Origin of the sequence: Bacillus sp. AFS059628, assembly GCF_002571225.1 — a bacterium.
Taxonomy (GTDB): Bacteria; Bacillota; Bacilli; order Bacillales; family Bacillaceae_G; genus Bacillus_A.
Map to the genome: position 1 here is coordinate 1 of NZ_NVEC01000073.1, position 22357 is coordinate 22357.

17 protein-coding genes and 2 pseudogenes are annotated in these 22357 nt (G+C 36.6%); 1 reads left to right on the top strand and 18 read right to left on the bottom strand.

Annotated elements, in window-relative coordinates:
- Positions 1–186 precede the first annotated feature (186 nt).
- Positions 187–372: a hypothetical protein gene (locus tag COL05_RS23150; protein ID WP_000461128.1), complete on the top strand. Its 186-nt coding sequence runs from the start codon at positions 187–189 to the stop codon at positions 370–372.
- Positions 373–824: 452 nt separating this feature from the next.
- Here the strand turns inward: COL05_RS23150 and COL05_RS23155 are convergent, their stop codons facing one another.
- From COL05_RS23155 to COL05_RS23240, 18 genes and pseudogenes are all read right to left on the bottom strand, one after another.
- Positions 825–1811, bottom strand: coding sequence for a choloylglycine hydrolase family protein (locus COL05_RS23155; RefSeq protein WP_098670295.1), 987 nt, complete (start codon positions 1809–1811; stop codon positions 825–827).
- Positions 1812–2032: 221 nt separating this feature from the next.
- Positions 2033–3976, bottom strand: coding sequence for a DNA mismatch repair endonuclease MutL (mutL, locus tag COL05_RS23160; protein WP_098670296.1), 1944 nt, complete (start codon positions 3974–3976; stop codon positions 2033–2035).
- Positions 3977–3984: 8 nt separating this feature from the next.
- Complete coding sequence (gene mutS / locus COL05_RS23165; RefSeq protein WP_098670297.1) at positions 3985–6663, bottom strand: DNA mismatch repair protein MutS; 2679 nt, start codon at positions 6661–6663, stop codon at positions 3985–3987.
- A 181-nt stretch (positions 6664–6844) separates the two neighbouring features.
- Positions 6845–7387, bottom strand: a complete 543-nt coding sequence (gene cotE, locus COL05_RS23170) for an outer spore coat protein CotE (protein WP_098670298.1) — start codon at positions 7385–7387, stop codon at positions 6845–6847.
- A gap of 125 nt (positions 7388–7512) precedes the next feature.
- Positions 7513–7944 carry a YlbF/YmcA family competence regulator gene (locus COL05_RS23175; RefSeq protein WP_060631942.1) on the bottom strand — a complete coding sequence of 144 codons (432 nt, stop codon included), beginning with the start codon at positions 7942–7944 and terminating at the stop codon, positions 7513–7515.
- A gap of 3 nt (positions 7945–7947) precedes the next feature.
- Positions 7948–9477 carry a tRNA (N6-isopentenyl adenosine(37)-C2)-methylthiotransferase MiaB gene (miaB, locus tag COL05_RS23180; RefSeq protein WP_098670299.1) on the bottom strand — a complete coding sequence of 510 codons (1530 nt, stop codon included), beginning with the start codon at positions 9475–9477 and terminating at the stop codon, positions 7948–7950.
- Between the two features lie 428 nt (positions 9478–9905).
- Complete coding sequence (locus COL05_RS23185) at positions 9906–10772, bottom strand: 2-oxoacid:ferredoxin oxidoreductase subunit beta (protein WP_000190154.1); 867 nt, start codon at positions 10770–10772, stop codon at positions 9906–9908.
- Complete coding sequence (locus tag COL05_RS23190; RefSeq protein WP_098670300.1) at positions 10759–12516, bottom strand: 2-oxoacid:acceptor oxidoreductase subunit alpha; 1758 nt, start codon at positions 12514–12516, stop codon at positions 10759–10761. The genes COL05_RS23185 and COL05_RS23190 overlap by 14 nt, the downstream gene beginning before the upstream one ends.
- A gap of 227 nt (positions 12517–12743) precedes the next feature.
- The gene (locus COL05_RS23195) at positions 12744–13667 is read right to left on the bottom strand and encodes a dipeptidase (RefSeq protein ID WP_098670301.1); all 924 of its coding nucleotides are present in this window, start codon (positions 13665–13667) and stop codon (positions 12744–12746) included.
- Positions 13668–13725: 58 nt separating this feature from the next.
- The gene (gene spoVS / locus COL05_RS23200) at positions 13726–13986 is read right to left on the bottom strand and encodes a stage V sporulation protein SpoVS (RefSeq protein WP_000404341.1); all 261 of its coding nucleotides are present in this window, start codon (positions 13984–13986) and stop codon (positions 13726–13728) included.
- Positions 13987–14134: 148 nt separating this feature from the next.
- Positions 14135–14929, bottom strand: coding sequence for a TIGR00282 family metallophosphoesterase (locus tag COL05_RS23205; RefSeq protein WP_001221095.1), 795 nt, complete (start codon positions 14927–14929; stop codon positions 14135–14137).
- Between the two features lie 162 nt (positions 14930–15091).
- A complete protein-coding gene (gene rny / locus COL05_RS23210; RefSeq protein ID WP_000099773.1) occupies positions 15092–16654 on the bottom strand; it encodes a ribonuclease Y in 1563 nt (520 codons plus the stop codon).
- A 481-nt stretch (positions 16655–17135) separates the two neighbouring features.
- Positions 17136–17558 (bottom strand): annotated as a pseudogene (locus COL05_RS23215) (recombinase RecA family protein); the annotation flags it as partial.
- 327 nt (positions 17559–17885) lie between these two features.
- Positions 17886–18494: pseudogene (recA, locus tag COL05_RS23220) on the bottom strand (recombinase RecA); the annotation flags it as partial.
- Positions 18495–18637: 143 nt separating this feature from the next.
- Positions 18638–19876: a competence/damage-inducible protein CinA gene (cinA, locus tag COL05_RS23225; RefSeq protein ID WP_098670302.1), complete on the bottom strand. Its 1239-nt coding sequence runs from the start codon at positions 19874–19876 to the stop codon at positions 18638–18640.
- Between the two features lie 20 nt (positions 19877–19896).
- Positions 19897–20475, bottom strand: a complete 579-nt coding sequence (gene pgsA, locus COL05_RS23230; RefSeq protein ID WP_001052973.1) for a CDP-diacylglycerol--glycerol-3-phosphate 3-phosphatidyltransferase — start codon at positions 20473–20475, stop codon at positions 19897–19899.
- Between the two features lie 63 nt (positions 20476–20538).
- Positions 20539–21465, bottom strand: a complete 927-nt coding sequence (locus COL05_RS23235; protein ID WP_098670303.1) for a helix-turn-helix domain-containing protein — start codon at positions 21463–21465, stop codon at positions 20539–20541.
- A 21-nt stretch (positions 21466–21486) separates the two neighbouring features.
- Entirely contained in the window at positions 21487–22272 is a 786-nt protein-coding gene (locus COL05_RS23240) for a DUF3388 domain-containing protein (RefSeq protein WP_098670304.1), read from the bottom strand.
- Positions 22273–22357: the final 85 nt, after the last annotated feature.

Consider the following 22357-nt stretch of genomic DNA (forward strand, 5'->3'; position numbering starts at 1 on the left):
CCCATTAAAGCGGGATAAATGAAAAAAATTATTATCATATATTTCTCACATTCTTTTCCTTTGAAATATTTCAGTAGTTAGGTAATTAAATTCCATTAACCTCTATAAATAACTAGTCCAAAAAAAATCTATATGCATATCATGTTATAGTAAAGAATCCAGGAAATCCTAAAAGGAGGCATTTTCATGTTTGAAGATAAATCTAAAATAAACTACCCATATGAATTTACTGAAACTACAACAATCCCCCTAAAAAACCCCATCAATAAAAATTTCAAAAACGGCTCTGGTACACATACTTTCCCAATTAAAAAACACTATAAAGAACAGGTGTTATATACGGAAAAAATTAATAATAATAAAAACAAATAACCTGATAGGCCTTATAACAATTAATCAAATAAGTATCTAATATTAGACCTTGCACAGTTATGGGTAATAAATAAATCTTTCTTATACAACTCATGTACTTTTAAAAAGTGCTGATATACAGCGCTTTTTTATACATAAATAATAGAAGAACAAAAAAGGCATGGATAGTTTCCATACCTTTTTTGTTCTTTACTATTTATAAATGGCATACGTCCATTTTTATTTCACCTAGTAGCAATTTAATGGCACTTCTAAAAAAATTAAAACTAGTTTAATTAAAAATAAGTTTCTTAGCCAATGCTCCTACTAGCATATTTTTACTCGTTGGAGTCATTGAAAAAAGGAGTAACTTTATGATAAATCACAAAGTTAAAGAAGCACCCAAGAATTATATATGTCATTTGCTCTATTATATATATTCAGAAATTCACCAAACATTGTTTCAAAGCTACTTAGTTTTCATAAAATATTTTTTGTTTTCGTTGGAACGGATAAGCTTTAATCTCATCTGTATCTAAATTTTCATGAAATAAATGAATAGCTATAATTTGTCTACAATCGTAGGTATGATAATAATATGTTCCGGACTCCATACACATTACGCTTGTATATATAGTATTATCTAATGCCCCTTCTTCTGTTATTACTCCGCCTTTAGGAACCTCACAATTTGATAAAATATGAAAAAGGGCCGTTACTCCCTCTTCTTCGCTATCTATACCTTGAATGTTTTGTTTGCCATATGCTGCTCGTACAAACCTTGATGGCGGGGTGAAATCTCCTGGAAGTCCCATTGAGCCCGATCCCTGACCAAAAGCACTTAATGATAAGTTACTCCACTCTGTTGGCGCGAATGGCTGCGATTTAAGGCCTATATATTGTCTTAAATTTTGTAAATGCCAATTAAACTCCGGACTATTCGTCATCACTCCTAGTGGGTTGTCATACATTTTTAATCCTTCATTTGTCGGCTCCAGTACAATGCAATCTCCCCATTTATCCGCTAAAATCCAATGTAGTGGTGGCGTAAGTCCTAAATCCGGTAATGGTATATCCAAAAAGGTAAGGCTATCTACAGATTCCTTTAACTCTTTGACAGAGTTGAATTGTGTCAGACTCCAAGTCACAAAATCAAATGGAGCCAAATTCGTTTTATTGTCATCTACGCTTTGACTATAAGTAGCGAATCCTGGAAAATAGAGTGTCGCACATGTCAAACCCGCTTCATTTACTCCGTCCGCCATAATGATCCTTCCTTGATGATTAATACCCATTCCGACCGTAGCATGTTTCGTATTAATGATTTCACCAGTTATATTATTCCACTGGTAATGTCGAGGAATGATTATTACTTCTTGATTCAAATCTAACGTGAAGTCCATCGTTCTTGCAAAAAGATGCTGACCGTTTTTTGTCTGTAATGTCAAACTCGTACACATAAAGAACACCCCGTTTTATGGTTTTATCTACACTTTACATAATTCTGATAAGTCTGTAAATTAAAACCTCTTTCTATGGATTCATATGATTTTTCTACACTTAGTATAAATAAAGAATTTATTAACAAAATGAAAAACTTTTAGACTAAATGCAAACAAAAAAGAAGCGATGTATTTCATCGCTTCTTTTTTGTTAACCCATTTCCAAAATGACAGTATCCCTACATAACCCTCTTAAACATCTTCTCCAGCTCATAAGTAGAATGATGCACAAGAATCGGTCTTCCGTGCGGGCATGTGTATGGGTTTGTTGTTGTACGTAGTTCTTCCAGTAAAGCAAATATTTGATCGTTCGTTAAATATTGATTCGCTTTAATGGACGCTTTACAGCTCATCATGATGGCTGCTTCTTCACGCAGTTTTTTAATATCCACTTTTTTTAGTTTGACGACTTGTTCCATCATTTCGTCGATAATTTCTGTTTCTTGACCTTTCGGGAACCACGTTGGATGGGAGCGGACGATAAAGGATTGATGGCCGAATTGCTCCAAAAATAGTCCAACTTTTTTTAGTTCTTCTAGCTGCTCTTCGACACGTAAAAATTCAGTAAGAGATAAGTCAATACGGTACGGTACAAGTAGCTCTTGTACTTCTTGCGCTACTCTTCCTACTTTATCACGGAAGTATTCATAATTAATACGTTCCTGCGCAGCATGTTGGTCAATCATATATAAGCCTTTATCATTTTGAGCGAAAATATATGTTCCATGCATTTGTCCAATTGGATAAAGTGGTGGTAAGTCATTACCGTTCATTTCGATCTCTTCTATTTCCTGAACGTCTTCTTCCAATTCCTCTAATTCAAAGTCTTCATCGTTACTGTTCCACGATTTCTCTTCTCGAATCGATTCTTCTATTATCGGTTTACTAGATGGTTGCCAACTTTGTTCTTCTCTTACGAGCGACTGTGGTGGTTGCCACTCTTGCTTCGGCGGTTGCCACAGTTGTGCTGGCTGTTTCACAGCCAGTGGTTCTTCTCGCTTTTCATCCATGCCTGTCGGTAAAATGATTTCCGGCATAGATGGCTCTTTCGGCTTCGCATGCTCAAACAGGAACTGTTCTTGCACACTTTCATCTTTTTCTTTTTTCTTCGTTGTTACACCTGCATCTGGGATGAGCTGTATTTTTTTAAATGCTGCTTGCAATGTTTCTTCGATAAGCTTTAGCAATTCTTGTTCTTTACTAAAACGAACTTCTAATTTTGCAGGATGTACGTTAACATCAACAAGCATTGGATCCATTTCAATCGATAAGAAGCCGATTGGATATCGTCCTACTGGCAATAATGTATGGTATCCTTGCTGAATAGCTTTCATTAATACGAAATTTCGAACGTAACGACCATTTACAATCGTTGACATATAATTTCGAGATGCTCTCGTTACTTCTGGTAATGTTACATAACCTTTAATTGTGAAATCTAAAGATTCAGCTTCAATTGGAACAAGCTTCTTCGCAACTTGAATGCTGTAAATCGATGCAAGTACTTGTCTTACATCACCATTTCCTGATGTGTGAAGCAATTTCTTTTCATTATGAAACAGTTTTAACGATACTTCTGGGTGTGACATTGCAATACGATATACGATATCTGTAATATTCCCAAGCTCTGTATGAATAGTTTTCATATATTTAAGACGCGCTGGTGTATTAAAGAATAGGTTTTGTACTGTAATATCCGTTCCTTTTCGGCTCGCTGTTTTTTCCTGCTTTATAATATCTCCACCTTTAATAATAAGGTGTGTACCAGGTGCATCACCTGTGCTAGTGATTAATTCTAACTCACTAACTGAGGCAATACTCGGCAATGCCTCACCGCGGAAACCGAGTGTTCTTATGCGAAACAGATCGTTTTCATCTTTAATTTTGCTCGTCGCATGTCGTTCAAAAGCGACGATACAATCTTCTTCTGCAATACCATCCCCATTATCAATGATGCGAATTTTCGATAAACCAGCTTCTTCTAAGTGGATTTCAATAGATGTACTATTCGCATCGATAGAATTTTCCACAAGTTCTTTTACGACTGAGGCAGGGCGCTCTACTACTTCCCCTGCCGCAATTAAGTTAGAGAGTTGGTCATCGAGTTTGCGAATTTTCCCCATCTACTTACTCATCCTTTCTTTAACTTTTTCTGTAAGCGATACAATTCATTCATCGCTTCTAAAGGTGTCATATCAAGTAAATCAATTTTTTTAATTTGCGTCAGTACTGCCGTTTCTTTTGCATCTAAAACTGGCTTGTCTTGTTTTTTCGAAGACTGTTCTCCACCAAAGAATGATAGTTGTGATTCTTCTTCAGTCTCTACTTTCGTCTCTTCGATTTCTACTGGTTCTTCTTTTACAACTACAGGCTCTGGAATAACTTCTTGCGCCTGCACTTTTACTTCTACACGCTTTGGAATAATAATTTCTTCCTGTCCTTCTAGCTGTGCTAACACTTCTTTCGCACGAGCGATCAAGCTATCTGGAAGCTCCGCAAGTTGCGCAACGTGAATTCCGTAACTTTTATCTGCTGCACCGTCTTGAATTTTATGAAGGAATACTACTTTTCCGTTCTCTTCAATAGCTGAAACATGTACATTCTTCAGTTGATCTAAACTTTCTTCTAGCACCGTCAATTCATGATAATGCGTAGAGAATAACGTTTTCGCACCAATTTGATCGTGAATATGTTCAATGATGGCTTGTGCAAGTGCCATACCATCATACGTAGATGTACCGCGTCCAATTTCATCGAATAAAATTAAACTTCTTTCTGATGCGTTTGCAATGGCATTTTTCGCTTCTAACATTTCGACCATAAATGTACTTTGACCTGAAATTAAATCATCCGCTGCACCAATTCTCGTAAAGATTTGATCAAATACAGGTAATACTGCTTCTGTTGCTGGTACGAAACAACCAATTTGCGACATAACAGTTACAAGTGCTAATTGTCTCATATACGTACTTTTACCAGACATGTTCGGTCCTGTAATTAAAAAGACATCCATATTCTCTGGCATAATGCAATCATTCGGTACATACAATTTCCCGTTCAATACTTTTTCTACGACAGGATGACGACCATCTTTAATAAAGATTTCGCGCTTTGTTGTTAGTACAGGTTTTACAAACTGTTCTTCTTCACTAACTGTCGCAAAACTTTGCAGTACGTCTAATTCACTAATTACTTTCGCTAAATGCTGTAATTTCGGAATAAATACTTTTACTTCTTCACGAAGTGCTGTAAATAAATCATATTCTAGTTGTACAATTTTTTCTTCTGCTTCTAAGATTAATGTTTCTTTTTCTTTTAGTTCATCTGTAATGAAACGCTCCGCATTAGCAAGCGTTTGTTTACGCTCATAGCGGCCTTCTGGTAATGCTGTGAGGTTCGCTTTCGTTACTTCAATGTAGTAACCGAAAATACGGTTGTATCCGATTTTTAACGATTTAATTCCTGTAATATCACGCTCTCGTTTTTCAAGCTCAGCAATCCACGTTTTTCCGTTTTTACTAACGTAACGATATTGATCAAGCTTGTCATTATAACCGTCTTTAATAATATCTCCATCTTTAATAGAAAGCGGTGGGTTTTCTTGAATACTTCTTCCTAGTAATTCTGTTAAGCTCTCACATGGATCTGCGCCTTGAATTAATCTCGCTGCATACGCGTTATCTAACAAACTAATTGCTTCTAAAATAGCTGGCACTTGAAGTAACGAGCGTCTTAACTGTAATAAGTCACGTGCATTGACATTACCAAATGCAACTTTCCCTGCTAAACGTTCTAAATCATATACTTCTTTTAATTTTTCTTTTAAATCTTCGCGTAAGAAGTAATCATTTACAAACGTTTCAACCATTTCCAAACGCTCTTCAATTCGCTCTTTCTGTATAAGCGGACGTTCCATCCACTGTTTTAACATACGACCACCCATAGCTGTTTTCGTCTTATCTAGTAGCCATAATAATGATCCTGTTTTTTCTTTCGTTCGAAGTGTTTCTGTCAGCTCTAAATTTCGCTTTGAATGCACATCAATTTTCATAAATTGATTCGTATAGTAAATTTCCACTGGTTGCAAATGATCTAATGAACGTTTTTGCGTTCTTATTACATAGTTAAATAAGCGTCCAACTGCTTTAATTAACTTTGCTTGTGAAACATTTTTCACAAGGTGTTCTAATCCTTCAGGGATTGCTGTTGCATCTTCATATGAAATCGTCATTTTTAACGTTTCAGTTAACTTGTTTAGTTCATCTTTAGAAAAGGAAGAATCTACAACAATTTCTTTCGAACCAGTTGCATACACTTCTAATAAAATATCTTCTACTGAACCAGTCAATAACGTTACTGTATTTTGTCCAGTCGTTAAATCATTACAAGCTAATGCATATGATCCATCTTCAAAATGTGTTAACGCGGCTAAGAAGTTATTTTCTTTCTCATCAATCGTACGCCCTTCCATCATCGTTCCTGGCGTAATTAATTGTACGACTTCACGGCGCACTACACCTTTAGCTGTTTTTGGGTCTTCTACTTGCTCACAAACCGCTACTTTATATCCTTTTTCAACAAGCTGTTCAATATAGTTTTTAGCCGCATGATACGGTACACCGCACATCGGTATACGTTCACTACTACCACCGTCTCGGCTCGTTAATGTAATTTCAAGTTCGTGGGCTGCTTTAACCGCATCCTCAAAGAACATTTCATAAAAATCACCTAAGCGGAAAAATAAAAAGGCATCTTGATAGTCTGCCTTAACTTTTAAATATTGCTGTATCATAGGCGTATATTGCGTCATACTTATCCTCCATAATTCTTACATAATAATCTATATTCATATATGTCACACTTCACGGACATCCATATCTCCTATTTCAGGAGTCTTTCTTCATTATAGCACATTTCATTAGGAATCATGTTCATTCAAGTACCACTTATGTAAAGTAAAAAGCTAGGAAGAACTTCTCCCTAGCTTTCTATTACTCTTCTTCTGCATCAACGATAAAGTTCGGATCTAATTCTTCAAACTCATCATCGTCAATTTGGAAGGCATCGTCTGACTCTACGCAACCTTCAGGATTTACACTTACACAAATTTTCGTTTCGCCAACTACTTCTGTTACGAATTCACGTTCTACAGTTACAACAATTTTATTACCATTTGGTGATACAAGAGCTTCTAAACAATTTGGTGGCTGAATGACACGAGCAATAATTTCTAAATCATCACCAGAAAAGTTTTTATCACGATACCCAATGCTCACTTCATCCGTGTAGTTTACACGCTCTGTTACAACTTCTGTCTTTGTATTACCATCAAATGAATACCAAGTGTTCACATCATAGAAACCTTCAATTTCCACATGTTTTCCACTCTTTCTTGCTTCGTACGAGTGGTTAATTACCCAGCACCCTAAAATACTCGTTGGCTCATTATTCGATTCACATGTATGCGTTGACTTTGTATACTTACGTCCTTTTCCAACCACTGCTTTTGTAATAATCTCTCTAAATTCGGACATTCGTAACCCTCCTCAATCACTATTCACTTAATCATATGCGTGACAATAGCGGAATGTGTCATTCTTTTTTTGAGAAGAATTTACGTTTAATCCACTAAAAAAAGAGATGTCAATTCGACATCTCTTTAACAACCACAATTTCCTTTTTTACTTTCTACCGCTGCGCCCGTTTCACCCTTCAATACATCGCCATTCGTTGAAATTAATATTTCATCTGTTACGTTGTTAGAAATCGTACTTGCAACTAGCTGTAGTAAATCATTTACATATGTTTGTGAAGATTTAAATTCTTGTACAACTGGGATACTATCTAACTTATCTTGCAATGCATCAATTTCAGCTTCTACTTTTTTCAAAGCTTCCCATTTCCCGTAATGCTGCAAGTTTACTGCTTGTTTTTGCAATGCTTTAATTTCATCAATTGCGCGCTTTACATTTTCATTTTTATGAATTTGCGCCTCTGCTTTCTTAAAGAAATCAACTTCTTCTGTTTCAGAGATCATTTTTGCTAATTCTTTCGCTTGCTCAACAATTTCATCTTTCGTATATGCTTTCATCTATTATTCCACCTCAATCGGCTCTTCAACTAATTCTCCGTTAAGAGACCAAGTTTTTGCGTCCGTTACTTTTACTTTCACAAGCTGACCAATTAAAGATTTTGGAGCAACGAAGTTTACAAGTTTATTCGTACGAGTATAACCTGCAAGTACTTCCGCGTTATTTTTACTTTCCCCATCAACTAACACTTCTACAATTTGACCTTTGTAAAGATTGTTCTTTTCAATTGCCAATTTATTTACTAATGCATTTAAGCGTTGCAGACGTTCTTTCTTCACTTCCATTGGTACATTGTCTTTCATTTTTGCAGCTGGTGTACCTTCACGCGGAGAATAAATAAAGGTAAAGGCAGTATCAAATCCTACTTCACGATATAACGACATCGTTTCTTCAAATTGCTCGTCTGTTTCATTTGGGAAACCGACGATAATATCAGTTGTTAATACCACGTTTGGAATTGCTTCTTTAATTTTTCTTACAAGCTCTAAATAATGCTCACGCGAATATTTACGCGCCATAATTTTTAACATCTCTGTGCTTCCAGATTGAACCGGTAAGTGAATGTGTTCTACTAAACTCCCACCTTTTCCAAGTACTTCAATTAAGTGGTCATCGAAATCGCGTGGATGGCTCGTTGTAAAACGGATACGGGCGATATCAACTTTACGGAGTTCGTCCATTAAATCGCCAAGACCGTATTCTATATCTTCAAAGTCTTTACCGTATGCATTTACGTTCTGCCCAAGTAACGTAATTTCTTTATAACCATTCGCAGCTAAATGACGAATCTCTTGGATAATATCTTCTGGACGTCTGCTTCGCTCTTTTCCGCGTGTATACGGTACGATACAATATGTACAGAACTTATCACAGCCATACATAATATTTACCCAAGCTTTAATATCGCCACGGCGTACTTTCGGAAGATTTTCAATTACGTCTCCCTCTTTTGACCAAACTTCAACTACCGTCTCCTTCGAGAACATTGCATCTTTTAGAATGTACGGTAATCTATGAATATTATGTGTTCCAAACACCATATCTACATGCTGATTTTTTTGCATAATTTTATTTACAACAGACTCTTCTTGAGACATACAACCACATACACCAATTAAAAGGTCCGGATTTCTTCGTTTTAGTGATTTTAAATGACCTAGTTCACCGAACACTTTATTTTCAGCATTTTCACGAATGGCACAAGTATTCAATAATACTACATCTGCATCTTCAGTTGAAAAAGTTGGTTCATATCCAAGTGCAGTGAAAATACCAGCCATCACTTCTGTATCATGCTCATTCATTTGACAACCATATGTACGAATATAAAACTTTCTTCCTGTACCAAAATTGCGAAACTCTTCAGGTAAGCCAAAATCCCGTTCAATTTTAACTTCTTCTTTCCCTCGTTTTTTCGCGTCCTTTAAGGAAGGTGGTTGGTATACACTTTCAAAGTATTTACTATAATCTTTCTCTTCTTTTTTCGCAGAGGAATTTGCTTGTTGACTTGCTAATCGTTGTTGCTCGTTCATCGGTAATCTCCTTTCACCCTTAACTATACACACTCTATAGTCCATTTTAATGCGCTTAGACCCACCTCAAAAATGGTTAGATAGCTTGAGAGATAACTTGTCCTTTGAAACTTTGAGTAACCAATCTAATCATCTATAAGAATGAAGTCTTCCCCACACAAATAGACATTCCCTTTTCGTATTTCTTTTTGTCCTACTAAAAAGCATATTGCTTTATCCCTATAAACATTACCATAGTATGAAGCGTTTCGCCAATTTTAACAAAAAATTTGCGCTGTCTTATCTTACATTTTATTAGCAATGAACTTGCCATTCTCATACAACGATTTATATATTATTTTACCATTCTGAATTTTCCAAGTAAATATAACTACCTTATATTTACTCATAAAAAAAAGGTTGCCACATGGCAACCTTCTCTTCTTACATTACATAAATTCAGCAACAAGTTCATCAAACATTTTCTGATCCATATTTAAATCAGATTGAACTAAAGGCTTCTCACTATAGCCTTTTACAAGTTCTTGGTATGAAGGTTGCGCTGTATTTTGATAAATTAAACCTGTTACTAATCCGTTATTTTCCATTAACGTTTGCATAGCCATCATGCGATTAGACGGATCATATCCCTCTACTGTACTTAGTTTTGTTAAATTCTCTTTAAACCAATCGTAAGTATTTACTTTATTGTAAGTAACACATGGGCTAAATACGTTAATTAATGAAAATCCTTTATGGTTAATACCAGCTTCAATAATTTGTGTTAATTCTTTTAAATCACTTGAAAAGCTTTGCGCCACAAATGTTGCACCAGCTGTTAAAGCCATTTCCATAACATTTAGTGACGGTTCAATTGAACCTTGTGGTGTACTTTTCGTTTTAAATCCAGCTTCGCTACGTGGTGAAGTTTGCCCTTTTGTTAATCCGTAAATTTGGTTATCCATTACGATGTACGTAATGTCGATGTTACGACGAATAGAATGGATTGTATGTCCCATACCGATCGCAAATCCATCACCGTCACCGCCTGATGCGATAACTGTTAAATCACGGTTTGCCATTTTTACACCTTGTGCAATTGGAAGGGCACGACCATGAATACTATGCACACCATATGAATTAATATAACCTGAAATACGACCTGAACAGCCGATACCAGAAATAACAGCAAGTTCATCTGGATTTAAGCCAACGTTAGCTGCCGCACGTTGAATTGCAGCTTGCACCGAGAAGTCTCCGCAACCTGGGCACCAGTTTGGTTTTACACTGTTACGAAAGTCCTTAAATGTTGCCATTTAATACAACCCCTTTTTTGCATTCGTTGTAAATCTCTTTCGGCAAGAATGGGTTCCCATCATATTTTAAAAGACTAGAAATTTTCTCGCCGTTACCAAGATTCATTTTCATAATGTTAGCAAGTTGACCTGTTGCATTGTTTTCTACCACTACAACACGCTTCGCATTTTTCACAAGTGGATCGATTTCAGCTGTTGGGAACGGGTGAATTAAACGCACATGAGCATGGTTTACTTTCATACCCTCTTGTTCTAAGCGCTCCATTGCTTCTTCGATCGCACCACGTGTTGAGTTAAATCCAACAAGCAATACGTCTGCTTCTTCCTGCTTAACATTTTTATAAACAGGGGTATTAAACTTCAAGTTCTCCATTTTACGGAAACGTTTGTCCATTTGATCTTTACGGTTTATTGCTGATTCAGATGGTTTACCAGTTTCATCATGTTCTACACCTGTAACATGGTGAACACCATTTTTCATACCAGGTAAAACACGTGGTGAAACGCCATCTTCTGTTACTTCATAACGCTTGAAGTATGCTTTATTTTCACGTTCTGGTAATTCCGCTTCTAAATCAAGTTTACCACGACGAATTTCCACTTTATCTAACTTAAGTGGTTCTACCGTTTGTTTCCCTAAAGAAAGCTGTAAATCTGTTAGGAAAATAACAGGTACTTGATATTCTTCAGATAAGTTAAACGCTTCTACAATATCATAGAAAGCTTCTTCTACTGTACTTGGCGCCATTACGATTTTCGGAATTTCACCGTGCGTACCGTAAATCATCGCCATTAAATCAGACTGCTCTTGTTTCGTAGGTAACCCTGTACTTGGACCACCGCGTTGTGTATCAACAATAACTAACGGCGTTTCTGTAATACCCGCTAAACCGATCGCTTCCATCATTAAAGATAGACCTGGACCAGCAGATGCAGTTAATGTACGAACACCAGCATAGTTTGCACCGATTGCCATTGTACAAGCTGCGATTTCATCCTCAGTTTGGATTACTGTTCCGCCGACTTTTGGCAATTTTTTAATTAAGTATTCCATAATTTCAGATGCAGGTGTAATTGGATATGCAGACATAAAGCGAGCACCACCAGCTACTGCACCAAATGCAATTGCATCGTTCCCAATCATAAACATGCGCTTCTGACCATCAGCTTTTTCAAGCTGCATCATGTTTACTTTCTCACCTAGTAACTCTTTCATATATTGAGAGCCGCGCTTAATTGCGTCCATATTCTTTTGAACAACTTGCTCTCCTTTACGACCAAAGATCTCTTCAACAACATCTAAATAAGCTGTTTCCTCTAATCCTAATACCGCACTTGAGGCTCCAACAGCAACCATGTTTTTCATTAATGATGTACCTAATTCTGAAGCAATATCTGTAAACGGTATCACATATAGATTTACATCTGTATTGTCAGGTATTGTCGGATTAAATTTCGCATCTGCAACTACAATCCCGCCCGGACGTAGTTCGTGGAAGTTAAAATCAATTGTTTCTTGATCAAAAGCAATTAAAATATCTAAATCATCTGAGATCGCGCGTACTTCTGTTGTACTTACACGAATTTTATTATTTGTATGGCCGCCTTTAATACGTGATGAGAAGTGGCGGTAACCGTATAGATAATAACCTAATCGGTTTAATGCAATACAGAAGATCTCTCCTGTACTTTCAATTCCTTCACCTTGTTGGCCTCCAACTTTCCATGAAAGTTGACTAATCATCTCCTACACCCCTTTTGGCTGCATTCATTGTAGTGTATTTTTTTACAGTAATAGTTTAGCATTTTTTATGCAAATAAACTACAATGGACGCAAATTATGCCTCTTCTGATTTCCCTGAATCTTTAGTATAAAGCTATTTTGTTTTTCATTCTAGTATTAGGTCTTAAAAAAAGCAATAATATCAAATGAATTAATTCTAATTTTTCTGGATTTTTAAAACAAAAATCTTAAAAGCCGATATGTTCAACAAAATTATCATATAAAAATCGCTCTACAGTAGATGCAGCATAGTGTTTACAAAGCTCATTCATTACATTTTCATAATCTCGATACGCTGATACATTTACAACTGTTTCTACTATCCCATCAAAATCCGAACCAAACCCTATATTGTTCTCTCCACCTAATGAACAAATATATTCGATATGTCTTACTATATCTGCTACATTCGCTTGTTTTTCATTTGTTAGAAACTGCGGTACAAAAGTGACACCGATCATGCCATTTCGCTTTATAAGAGCTTTAAGTTGTTCATCGTTTAAATTACGTGGGTGCTTACAAAGTTTCATACAATTTGAGTGGGAAGCAATAGGATTTTTTGCAATTTCTATAACATCCCAAAAACTTCTTTCATTCAAATGAGACACATCAGTCCATACATGTAACGCATTCAGTTCTTGTACAACATGTTTACCAGAAGTCGTTAAACCTGCCCCACGTGTCTCTAGCGCACCATCAGCTAATAGATTGGCATAATTCCATGTTAGTCCAAAAGAACGTACTCCTAGGCGATACAACAACCGTAATTTCATTGCATCTTTTCCAATTGCTTCGCATCCTTCTAGGGTTAATATCGCTCCAATTTCGTTCTGTTTTAACATGTTAATATCATCTTTTGTCTGAATAAACTTCACACCTGGTAGGGATAAAATTTCATTATAAAAAATATCTACCATTTGCAATGCTACTTCAAATCGGTTTTCATATGCCACTGTTTCTGGCACATATATAGCAAAACATTGTATACTTCCTTTTCTGTTCTTTAACTGTTCAAATGTAATATGTAATTGCGAATCATGTTTAAAATCCTTTTTCCCTTGTGCACTCCATAACTGAAGAAGCACATCACAATGAGCATCAAAAATTTTCATTTTCATTCCTCCATTATAAAAACAACCTGTTTGCATACTGCAAACAGGTTGTTTAAACTTAACGAGGTTCTACAATTAATTTTATTGCTGTACGTTCTTCCCCATCAATCATGATATCCGTAAACGCTGGGATACAAATCAGGTCCAAACCACTAGGCGCTACAAATCCTCTTGCAATTGCTACTGCCTTTACCGCTTGGTTCAATGCACCTGCACCAATGGCTTGAATTTCTGCTGTTCCGCGTTCGCGAATAACACCTGCAAGTGCACCAGCTACAGAATTAGGGACCGACGTTGCTTTAACTTTTAATATTTCCATTCCGCGTTTCCTCCTCGTTTCTATAAAAAGTATTAGCAATTATTTCACTTTAACTTATATTCACGAGGAATGACACGTATTCCTGCTAAATTTCTGTAATTTTTCTAAAAAATTAAAAAATAATAACTTATCTAAATTTTAACAGAGATTACTCAAAAAATGGTTGGTCATCATTAATTAAGATACGCTCAATTTTCTTAGCTTTTCCTGTATTAGGATCCACATCAATTAGCACTGCGCTTAATTGTGTTCTACCATTTGTCACTTCAAATCGCACTGGTAAGTTTGTTAAAAACTTCTTCAATACTGCTTCTCGGTCCATGCCTAAAATTCCATCGTACGGTCCTGTCATACCAACATCTGTAATATATGCCGTCCCGCTTGGTAAAATACGATTATCTGCTGTAGGAACATGCGTATGTGTACCTACTACCGCTGTAGCACGACCATCTACATACCAACCTAACGCTTGTTTTTCACTTGTAGTTTCCGCATGGAAATCAACAAAGATAATATTCGTACGTTTTTTCGCAATGTTAATTAATTCATCCACTTTACGGAATGGACAATCAATTGGAGGAAGGAATGTACGTCCTTGTAAGTTAATAACTGCAACTTCTGTTCCATTACAGTTCACAAAAATAAGCCCTTTTCCTGGAGTTCCTTCTGGGAAGTTAGCTGGTCTTGCAAGATATTTTGCATCATCGATGAATTCAAATACTTCACGGTTATCCCAAGCGTGGTTTCCAAGTGTAACTGCTTGCGCCCCACACTCTAAAAAGTTTCGATATATTTTTTCTGTAATTCCACGGCCACCTGCTGCGTTTTCTCCATTAATGATTGTTACTGTAGGTGTATATTTTTTCTTTAATGCCGGTACGTATTGTTGAATCATACCTCTACCAGGAGATCCTACTACATCCCCAACAAATAATATTCTCATATGTCTTACCCTTTCTATGTACTGCATTTTTTATTGCTATAGCATTAAGTAAATTCCTTATAATATGTTTATTATAAGTTTGTTTCACTTTTATGCTATATAACTAACTGTCTTTATTTTATCCAATTCCAACACAAAAAAATAAAGTGGTGTTTCACCACTTTATTTTGCATATTCCACTGCACGTGTTTCACGAATAACCGTTACTTTAATATGTCCTGGGTAATCCAGTTCATTTTCAATACGTTTTCGGATATCACGAGCTAAACGATGAGCTTCTAAATCATCGATTGTATCTGGTTTTACCAAAATACGAACTTCACGTCCTGCTTGAATTGCAAATGATTTTTCAACGCCTTCATAAGACTCTGAAATCTCTTCTAACTTTTCAAGACGACGAATATAGTTTTCAAGTGTTTCACTACGAGCTCCCGGTCTTGCAGCTGATAATGCATCTGCTGCTGCAACTAAAACTGCAATGATAGAAGTTGGCTCTGTGTCTCCGTGGTGAGATGCAATACTGTTTATAACTACAGGATGCTCTTTATATTTCGTTGCGAGTTCAACACCAATTTCAACGTGGCTACCTTCTACTTCATGGTCAATCGCTTTACCGATATCATGTAATAGACCAGCACGTCTTGCTAGTTTTTCATCCTCACCAAGCTCTGCTGCCATAAGTCCAGTTAAATATGCCACTTCCATAGAGTGTTTTAAGACGTTTTGCCCATAACTTGTACGGTATTTCAAACGACCTAAAATCTTAATTAAATCTGGATGTAATCCGTGAACACCCACTTCAAACGTTGTTTGCTCTCCGACTTCGCGAATATACTCGTCCACTTCACGTCTTGATTTTTCGACCATCTCTTCAATACGCGCTGGGTGAATACGTCCGTCCTGTACTAGTTTATCAAGAGCGATACGAGCTGTTTCACGACGAATTGGGTCGAATCCAGATAGGATAACCGCTTCTGGTGTATCATCGATAATTAGGTCAATACCTGTTAACGTTTCTAACGTACGAATATTTCGACCTTCACGTCCGATAATACGTCCCTTCATTTCGTCATTTGGAAGATTTACAACCGAAACGGTTGTTTCAGCAACATGATCAGCTGCACATCTCTGCATTGCAAGAGATAAAATCTCTTTTGCTTTCTTATCTGCTTCTTCTTTCGCACGAACTTCACTTTCTTTTACCATTACGGCAATTTCATGAGAAACTTCACTTTCTACTTTACCAAGAATAATTGCTTTCGCTTGTTCGCGTGTCAGATTGGAAATGCGCTCTAATTCTGTTTGTTGCTTTTGAACTAACTCTCCCACTTTGCTTTCCAACTCTTCAATCTGTTGTTGTCTCGCTACAAGAGAATCCTCTTTCTTTTCTAACTGTAGCTCGCGTTTATCGAGCGTTTCGTCTTTACGATCAAGGTTCTCTTCTTTTTGCATTAAACGATTTTCTTGTTTTTGTAATTCGCTTCTACGGTCACGAATTTCTAATTCAGCTTCTGTACGAAGTGTATGAATTTCATCCTTTGCTTCTAAAAGCGCTTCTTTCTTAAGTGCTTCAGCCTCACGATTCGCTTCGTCTAGAATACGTTTCGCTTCATTGGCTGCACCATTAATCTTCGCTTCAGCAATAGACTTTCGAACAAAAAAGCCAACAACTGCACCGACTGTTGCAAGCAAAATGGAGATGAGTATCCAAACTGTACTACTCATGATTTCACCTCCCCTTGCTATGAATGAAAAAAGACTGTCGGCATGTACATTGAATACCAACATACAGCAAAGACCGTCGTCCCGCTTTTTTAAGGGACTTTCTTCATTTCACAATTAAAATGTCATATTATTATTTCGGCAAGATTTAAGTCTTACTCCGAATATTACTTCTCTTCTTGAGAAGAGTGTTTCGTATATAAGAAAAAATATACATTCTCATTGTATCTATCGCAATTTTCATTGTCAAGCGTTGTCTACTTTTACTTTCTTTACCTTCAGCCCTAATTCATATATGAATTTAAAAAGCAGACAGCATATTATCCTGGAAAACCTTAGTAAATTCCAGTTTATTCATGTAAAACGTGCATATATCCCTCTTTATACATAATCTTTTAGGTGGATTAAATATTTTACCTCCAACGATATACAACGCTTTCATAATGATACAAAAATAAAAGACACGAAGCCGTGTCTTTTATTTTTAATCAAGAAGATTTGGATCTTCCATACCTTCAGCACCAGAATCTTCGCTAATTCCGTGATGCTCACGAATAAAGAAGGCAATTTCTTCTCTTAAATCCGTATTTTCTTTTAAGAACTGCTTTGAATTTTCACGACCTTGTCCTAAGCGTTCTTCATTATAAGAGTACCAAGCACCACTCTTTTGAACGATATCAAGTTCAGAAGCCATATCTAAGATTTCGCCTTCTCTTGAAATACCTTCTCCGTACATAATATCAACTTCAGCAACACGGAATGGTGGTGCCACTTTATTTTTAACTACTTTTACTTTTGTTTTATTACCAACGATGTCGTTACCTTGCTTTAATTGCTCCGCACGACGTACTTCAAGACGAACAGTTGAATAGAATTTCAACGCACGACCACCTGGAGTTGTTTCTGGCACTATCTATAGATTTTCCATCTCTATAGTCCGGACTATCTCTTCATCTCTTTACAGAGAGCCTTGCACTTCCAGCAGTAGCCTATCATCTGCCGTACCCTACTCAGTTAACTAAAAGTCCTTTTCGGTAGTCTCTACACCTTCCCCATATAAATATGGAGCTTGGCACGGTATTACCCTAAATAATGGTGGGCTTCACCGTTAGCAACTATATGAATAGTTACACCCTTAGGCAATAAGGTTCACAAGGTTTTTTAACATGCTATCACTAGCAAGGGAAACCCATGGTAAACTCCTTAATCTTTACGATTAAGCAACTTGTAGTTGATTTCCGAACATAACCCCAACTTTTTCACGAATTTGGTTAATAAAGATTGCGATTGTTTTTGATTTATTGATTGCACCTGAAAGTTTACGAAGTGCTTGAGACATTAAACGAGCTTGTAGACCTACGTGTGAGTCACCCATGTCTCCTTCGATCTCAGCTTTCGGTACAAGAGCTGCTACAGAGTCAATTACGATAATATCAACCGCACCACTTCGTACAAGTGCTTCTGCGATTTCTAAACCTTGCTCCCCTGTATCAGGTTGTGATAGTAGTAATTCATCGATGTTAACACCTAATTTTTGTGCATATACAGGATCCATTGCATGCTCTGCATCAATGAACGCTGCTTGTCCACCTTGACGTTGTACTTCTGCAATTGCATGTAATGAAACTGTTGTTTTACCTGAACTTTCAGGTCCGTAAATTTCGATAATACGGCCGCGTGGGTATCCGCCTACCCCTAGTGCCACATCAAGTGCTAAAGAACCACTAGAAACTGTAGAAACTCTACGCTCCGCTTGTTCTCCTAATTTCATAATTGAACCTTTACCGAATTGCTTCTCTATTTGTTTTAACGCCATATCTAACGCTGCTTGACGATCACTCATTCAAAATTCCTCCTTAACTGAATTGCTAATCTTATTATACCTATTTTCAATTCAATTTGCCAACAAAAATCGAACATTTATTCGATTTTTTTATTTTCCATTAAATAAAACTGCATTTAACCATAAAAAAAGCTAAAAGAGACTTATATCTCTTCTAGCTTTTTATACAAATGATAAAACCCATATTTTACTGAGCGTTCTCTAATTTGTTGACGACTTCCGCTTAAATTAAGAGGAAAGACTACAGTTGGTTCATCTTTAATTGCCAATCCAACAAATACTGTTCCTGGCTCTTTATGTTCTGAAGCACCTGGTCCTGCTACCCCAGTGAAACTAATTCCGATATCCGCTTTTAATAATTCTTTAACATTTTCAGCAAGATAACGAGCACACTCTTTACTAACAGCACCGTCAGTAGACAACACTTCCTCAGGTACATGTAAAACATGTTGCTTCACATCATTATGATAACAAATGACACCGCCTTTAAATATTGAAGACACACCAGCACTTTCTGTTACTTGATTACCGAAGAGACCACCTGTTAAACTTTCTGCACATGCTAAAGTTAATTCTTTTTTCTTCAATAACTCTATCGCCTTATCATGCAGAAACTCTTGGTCATATCCGTAGAAAAATTCTCCTACTCTTTCTAAAATCAAATCTTCTGTATGCTGAATGAGCTTCGCCGCTTCATCAGCCTTTTGATGCTTGGCAGTTAAACGTAATGTCACTTCTCCATCATTTGCAAGAGGGGCGATTGTCGGATTCGTTTGTCCATCAATTAAATCTTGAACTTTCACTTCTAATTGAGATTCCCCAATCCCGAAGAAGCGCAGCACACGAGAATAAATGTTTTCTCCTGTTGTAAAGTTACGTAAAAAAGGCTCTACATAACTTACATACATCGGCTTCATTTCTTTCGGTGGCCCTGGTAATAAAATATAAACTTTTCCGTTCTTATTTAACCCCATACCAGGTGCCATACCATGATCATTCGCAAATACAGTCGCTCCATCCAAAACGAGCGCCTGCTTTTTATTATTCTCCGTGAACTCGCGACCTGTACGCTTAAAGTAATCGCTTATTGATGCTAATGCCTGTTCATCATACACTAGCTCTCCACCCAAACTAGAAGATATCGTTTCTTTCGTCAAATCATCTTTTGTCGGGCCTAATCCACCTGTAAAAATAAGCATGTCCGCACGTTTTTCCGCAACTTCAATCGCCTGCTGTAATCGTGTGTTATTATCCCCAACTACAGTATGGCAGTATACATTAATGCCGATTGAAGCTAACTTTTCAGATAAAAACTGGGCATTTGTATTTGCAATTTGTCCAAGTAATAATTCCGTTCCAACCGCAATAATCTCCGCATTCATCCCAATTCCCCCATAAACTTCTATTTTGAGTTTACAAAAGCAGCTCTATTTTTCCAGAAATAATCCCATCCTGAAATAACAGTAAAAATTAATGCAATCCATATAAAGATGTCAGCTACCGGAATATGGATTAAATTTAAAGGTACATCGTGTAATAAATATGCTGCAATCGCGATAATTTGTGTCCATGTCTTAATCTTACCTAGCTGATTTGCTGCAACTACTTCTCCTGTTCCAGCAAGTACTAGACGTAAACCAGTTACCGCAAACTCACGGCTTATAATGATAATAACAATCCAAGCTGGTACGTATTGCATTTCCACTAACGTGATAAGTGCAGCTGAAACAAGTAATTTATCAGCTAATGGGTCAAGGAACTTCCCTAAATTCGTTACAAGATTATATTTTCTTGCGTAATGTCCATCAATCCAATCTGTAGCCGAAGCAACAATAAAGATAAGTGCTCCTACTAAATGTTGAATTGGTAAATCAACATCACCAATTGTGTATGAACCCCAATCAAAGGGTGCTAACATAATTACCATAAAAATTGGAATTAAGAAGATTCTAGATATTGTAATTTTATTTGGTAAATTCACAGCTATTCCTCCATCATATCAAAAACATTTGTTCATTGAAAAAAGTCATCGAAGCGATGACTGTTATTGTGCAGGTTGCTCTACCCCTTGGTTTTTTATCACCAATCTTTGGTGAAGTTCTTTTTCTGGATCCAATGGATAAGCAACCACTTGGCCATTCAGTTTAACTTCAACATTCGTTGCATTTCCAATATTAAGTCGTACTTCTTTTAATGTTGATACATTATGTTTTTCTATTTGACCCTCTTGTAATGTAGTGTTTAGAATCTCATTCCCCGCATCATCTTTAACATCTACATAACTCGTACCTTTACCCGATATTTCCAGTTCTAATGTTTTATTATTATGAATTTCCAAAGTAGATACTTTACCAGTTGTCCCAACTACTTTCACTTCTTCTTGTCCAGTTGGCTGTGATGGTTGTTCTTCTTTCTTTGGCTCTTCTTTTTTCGGTTCTTCTTTTTTCGGTTCTTCTTTTTTCGGCTCTTCCGCTTTCACTTCATCTTTCTTCGTATCTAACGGAGAGTTTTCCGCTTTTTTAACTTCAATTTTCTCACTTTGAGTATTCGGAACTTTCTCATCATCTTTTCCAGTTAACGCTTGGAAAACAAACCAAATTACCACTCCAACTGCGATTACTAACAGCGCAACTAAAATTTTCGGCATGTGATCTGCAATTGGCCATGATGAAGATTTTTGCATTGTTTCTTGCGTTTTTTGCCCTGTTGATACTTGTGGAACGTCACGTTTTTCAGATTGTGGTATCGTACTCTGATATTCTACAAGCAGTTCCTCTCCATTTAATCCAACCGCATCTGCGTATTGTTTAATGAATGCACGCGCATAAAAAGCTCCTGGCAATACATCATAATTGCCTTCTTCAATCGCTACTAAATGGCGTTTTTGAATTTTTGTAATCTCATGCAGCTGATCAATAGACAAGCCTTTCGTTCCTCTTGCTTCTTTCAGCTTTTGTCCTAATTCTGTCACTACTAACACCTCAATATTTCTTTAAAAGTCAAACATAGAGAAATTATTTTGCGTACCTTGCTCAATTTCATCTACTAAATTATATTGAATTTCTTCATCATAATCGTTACGCAACTCAATAATATAATCAAAATCATCCAATGTGTATTCTGACTGACTCACAAATACATCAGGATGTTCCACAACTTTCGTTGCAGGCAATCTCATAATTTCACGAACAAGCTGCCAATGCCTTTCGTTAGCACGCTTTGTTGACACGATTCCATCTAAGATGAAAATATTGTCGTCGCTATACTCGTCTTCAATTAATTGACTACGAACCGTTTGCTTAATAAGAGTAGATGATACAAATAACCATCTTTTATTTGCGCAAACACTTGCGGCAACAATGGATTCTGTTTTTCCGACACGAGGCATTCCTCGTATTCCGATTAGTTTATGACCTTCTTTTTTCATTATTTCAGCCATAAAGTCTACAAGTAACCCTAATTCATCACGCACAAACCGAAATGTCTTCTTATCATCTGCATCTCGTTGTATGTACCTACCATGTCTAACCGCTAGCTTGTCTCTTAGCTTTGGCGGACGATATTTCGTTACCGTTATATTATCCATCGTATTTAAAATTGATTCAAGTCTAGAGATTTGCTCTTGATTATCACACATAAGGAGTAATCCACGTCGTTCATTATCTACACCATTAATTGTGACAATATTAATGCCGAGCATACCGATTAACGAAGAAACGTCACCAAGCAAGCCAGGTCGGTTTTTATGTATTTCATATTCAAAATACCATTCAATCATCCAAGATCACTCCCCTTGCTTACTTTACACCTACGTACTATATTATATGATTTCACCTTAATAGGGAAGCTAAATGTATAATCTA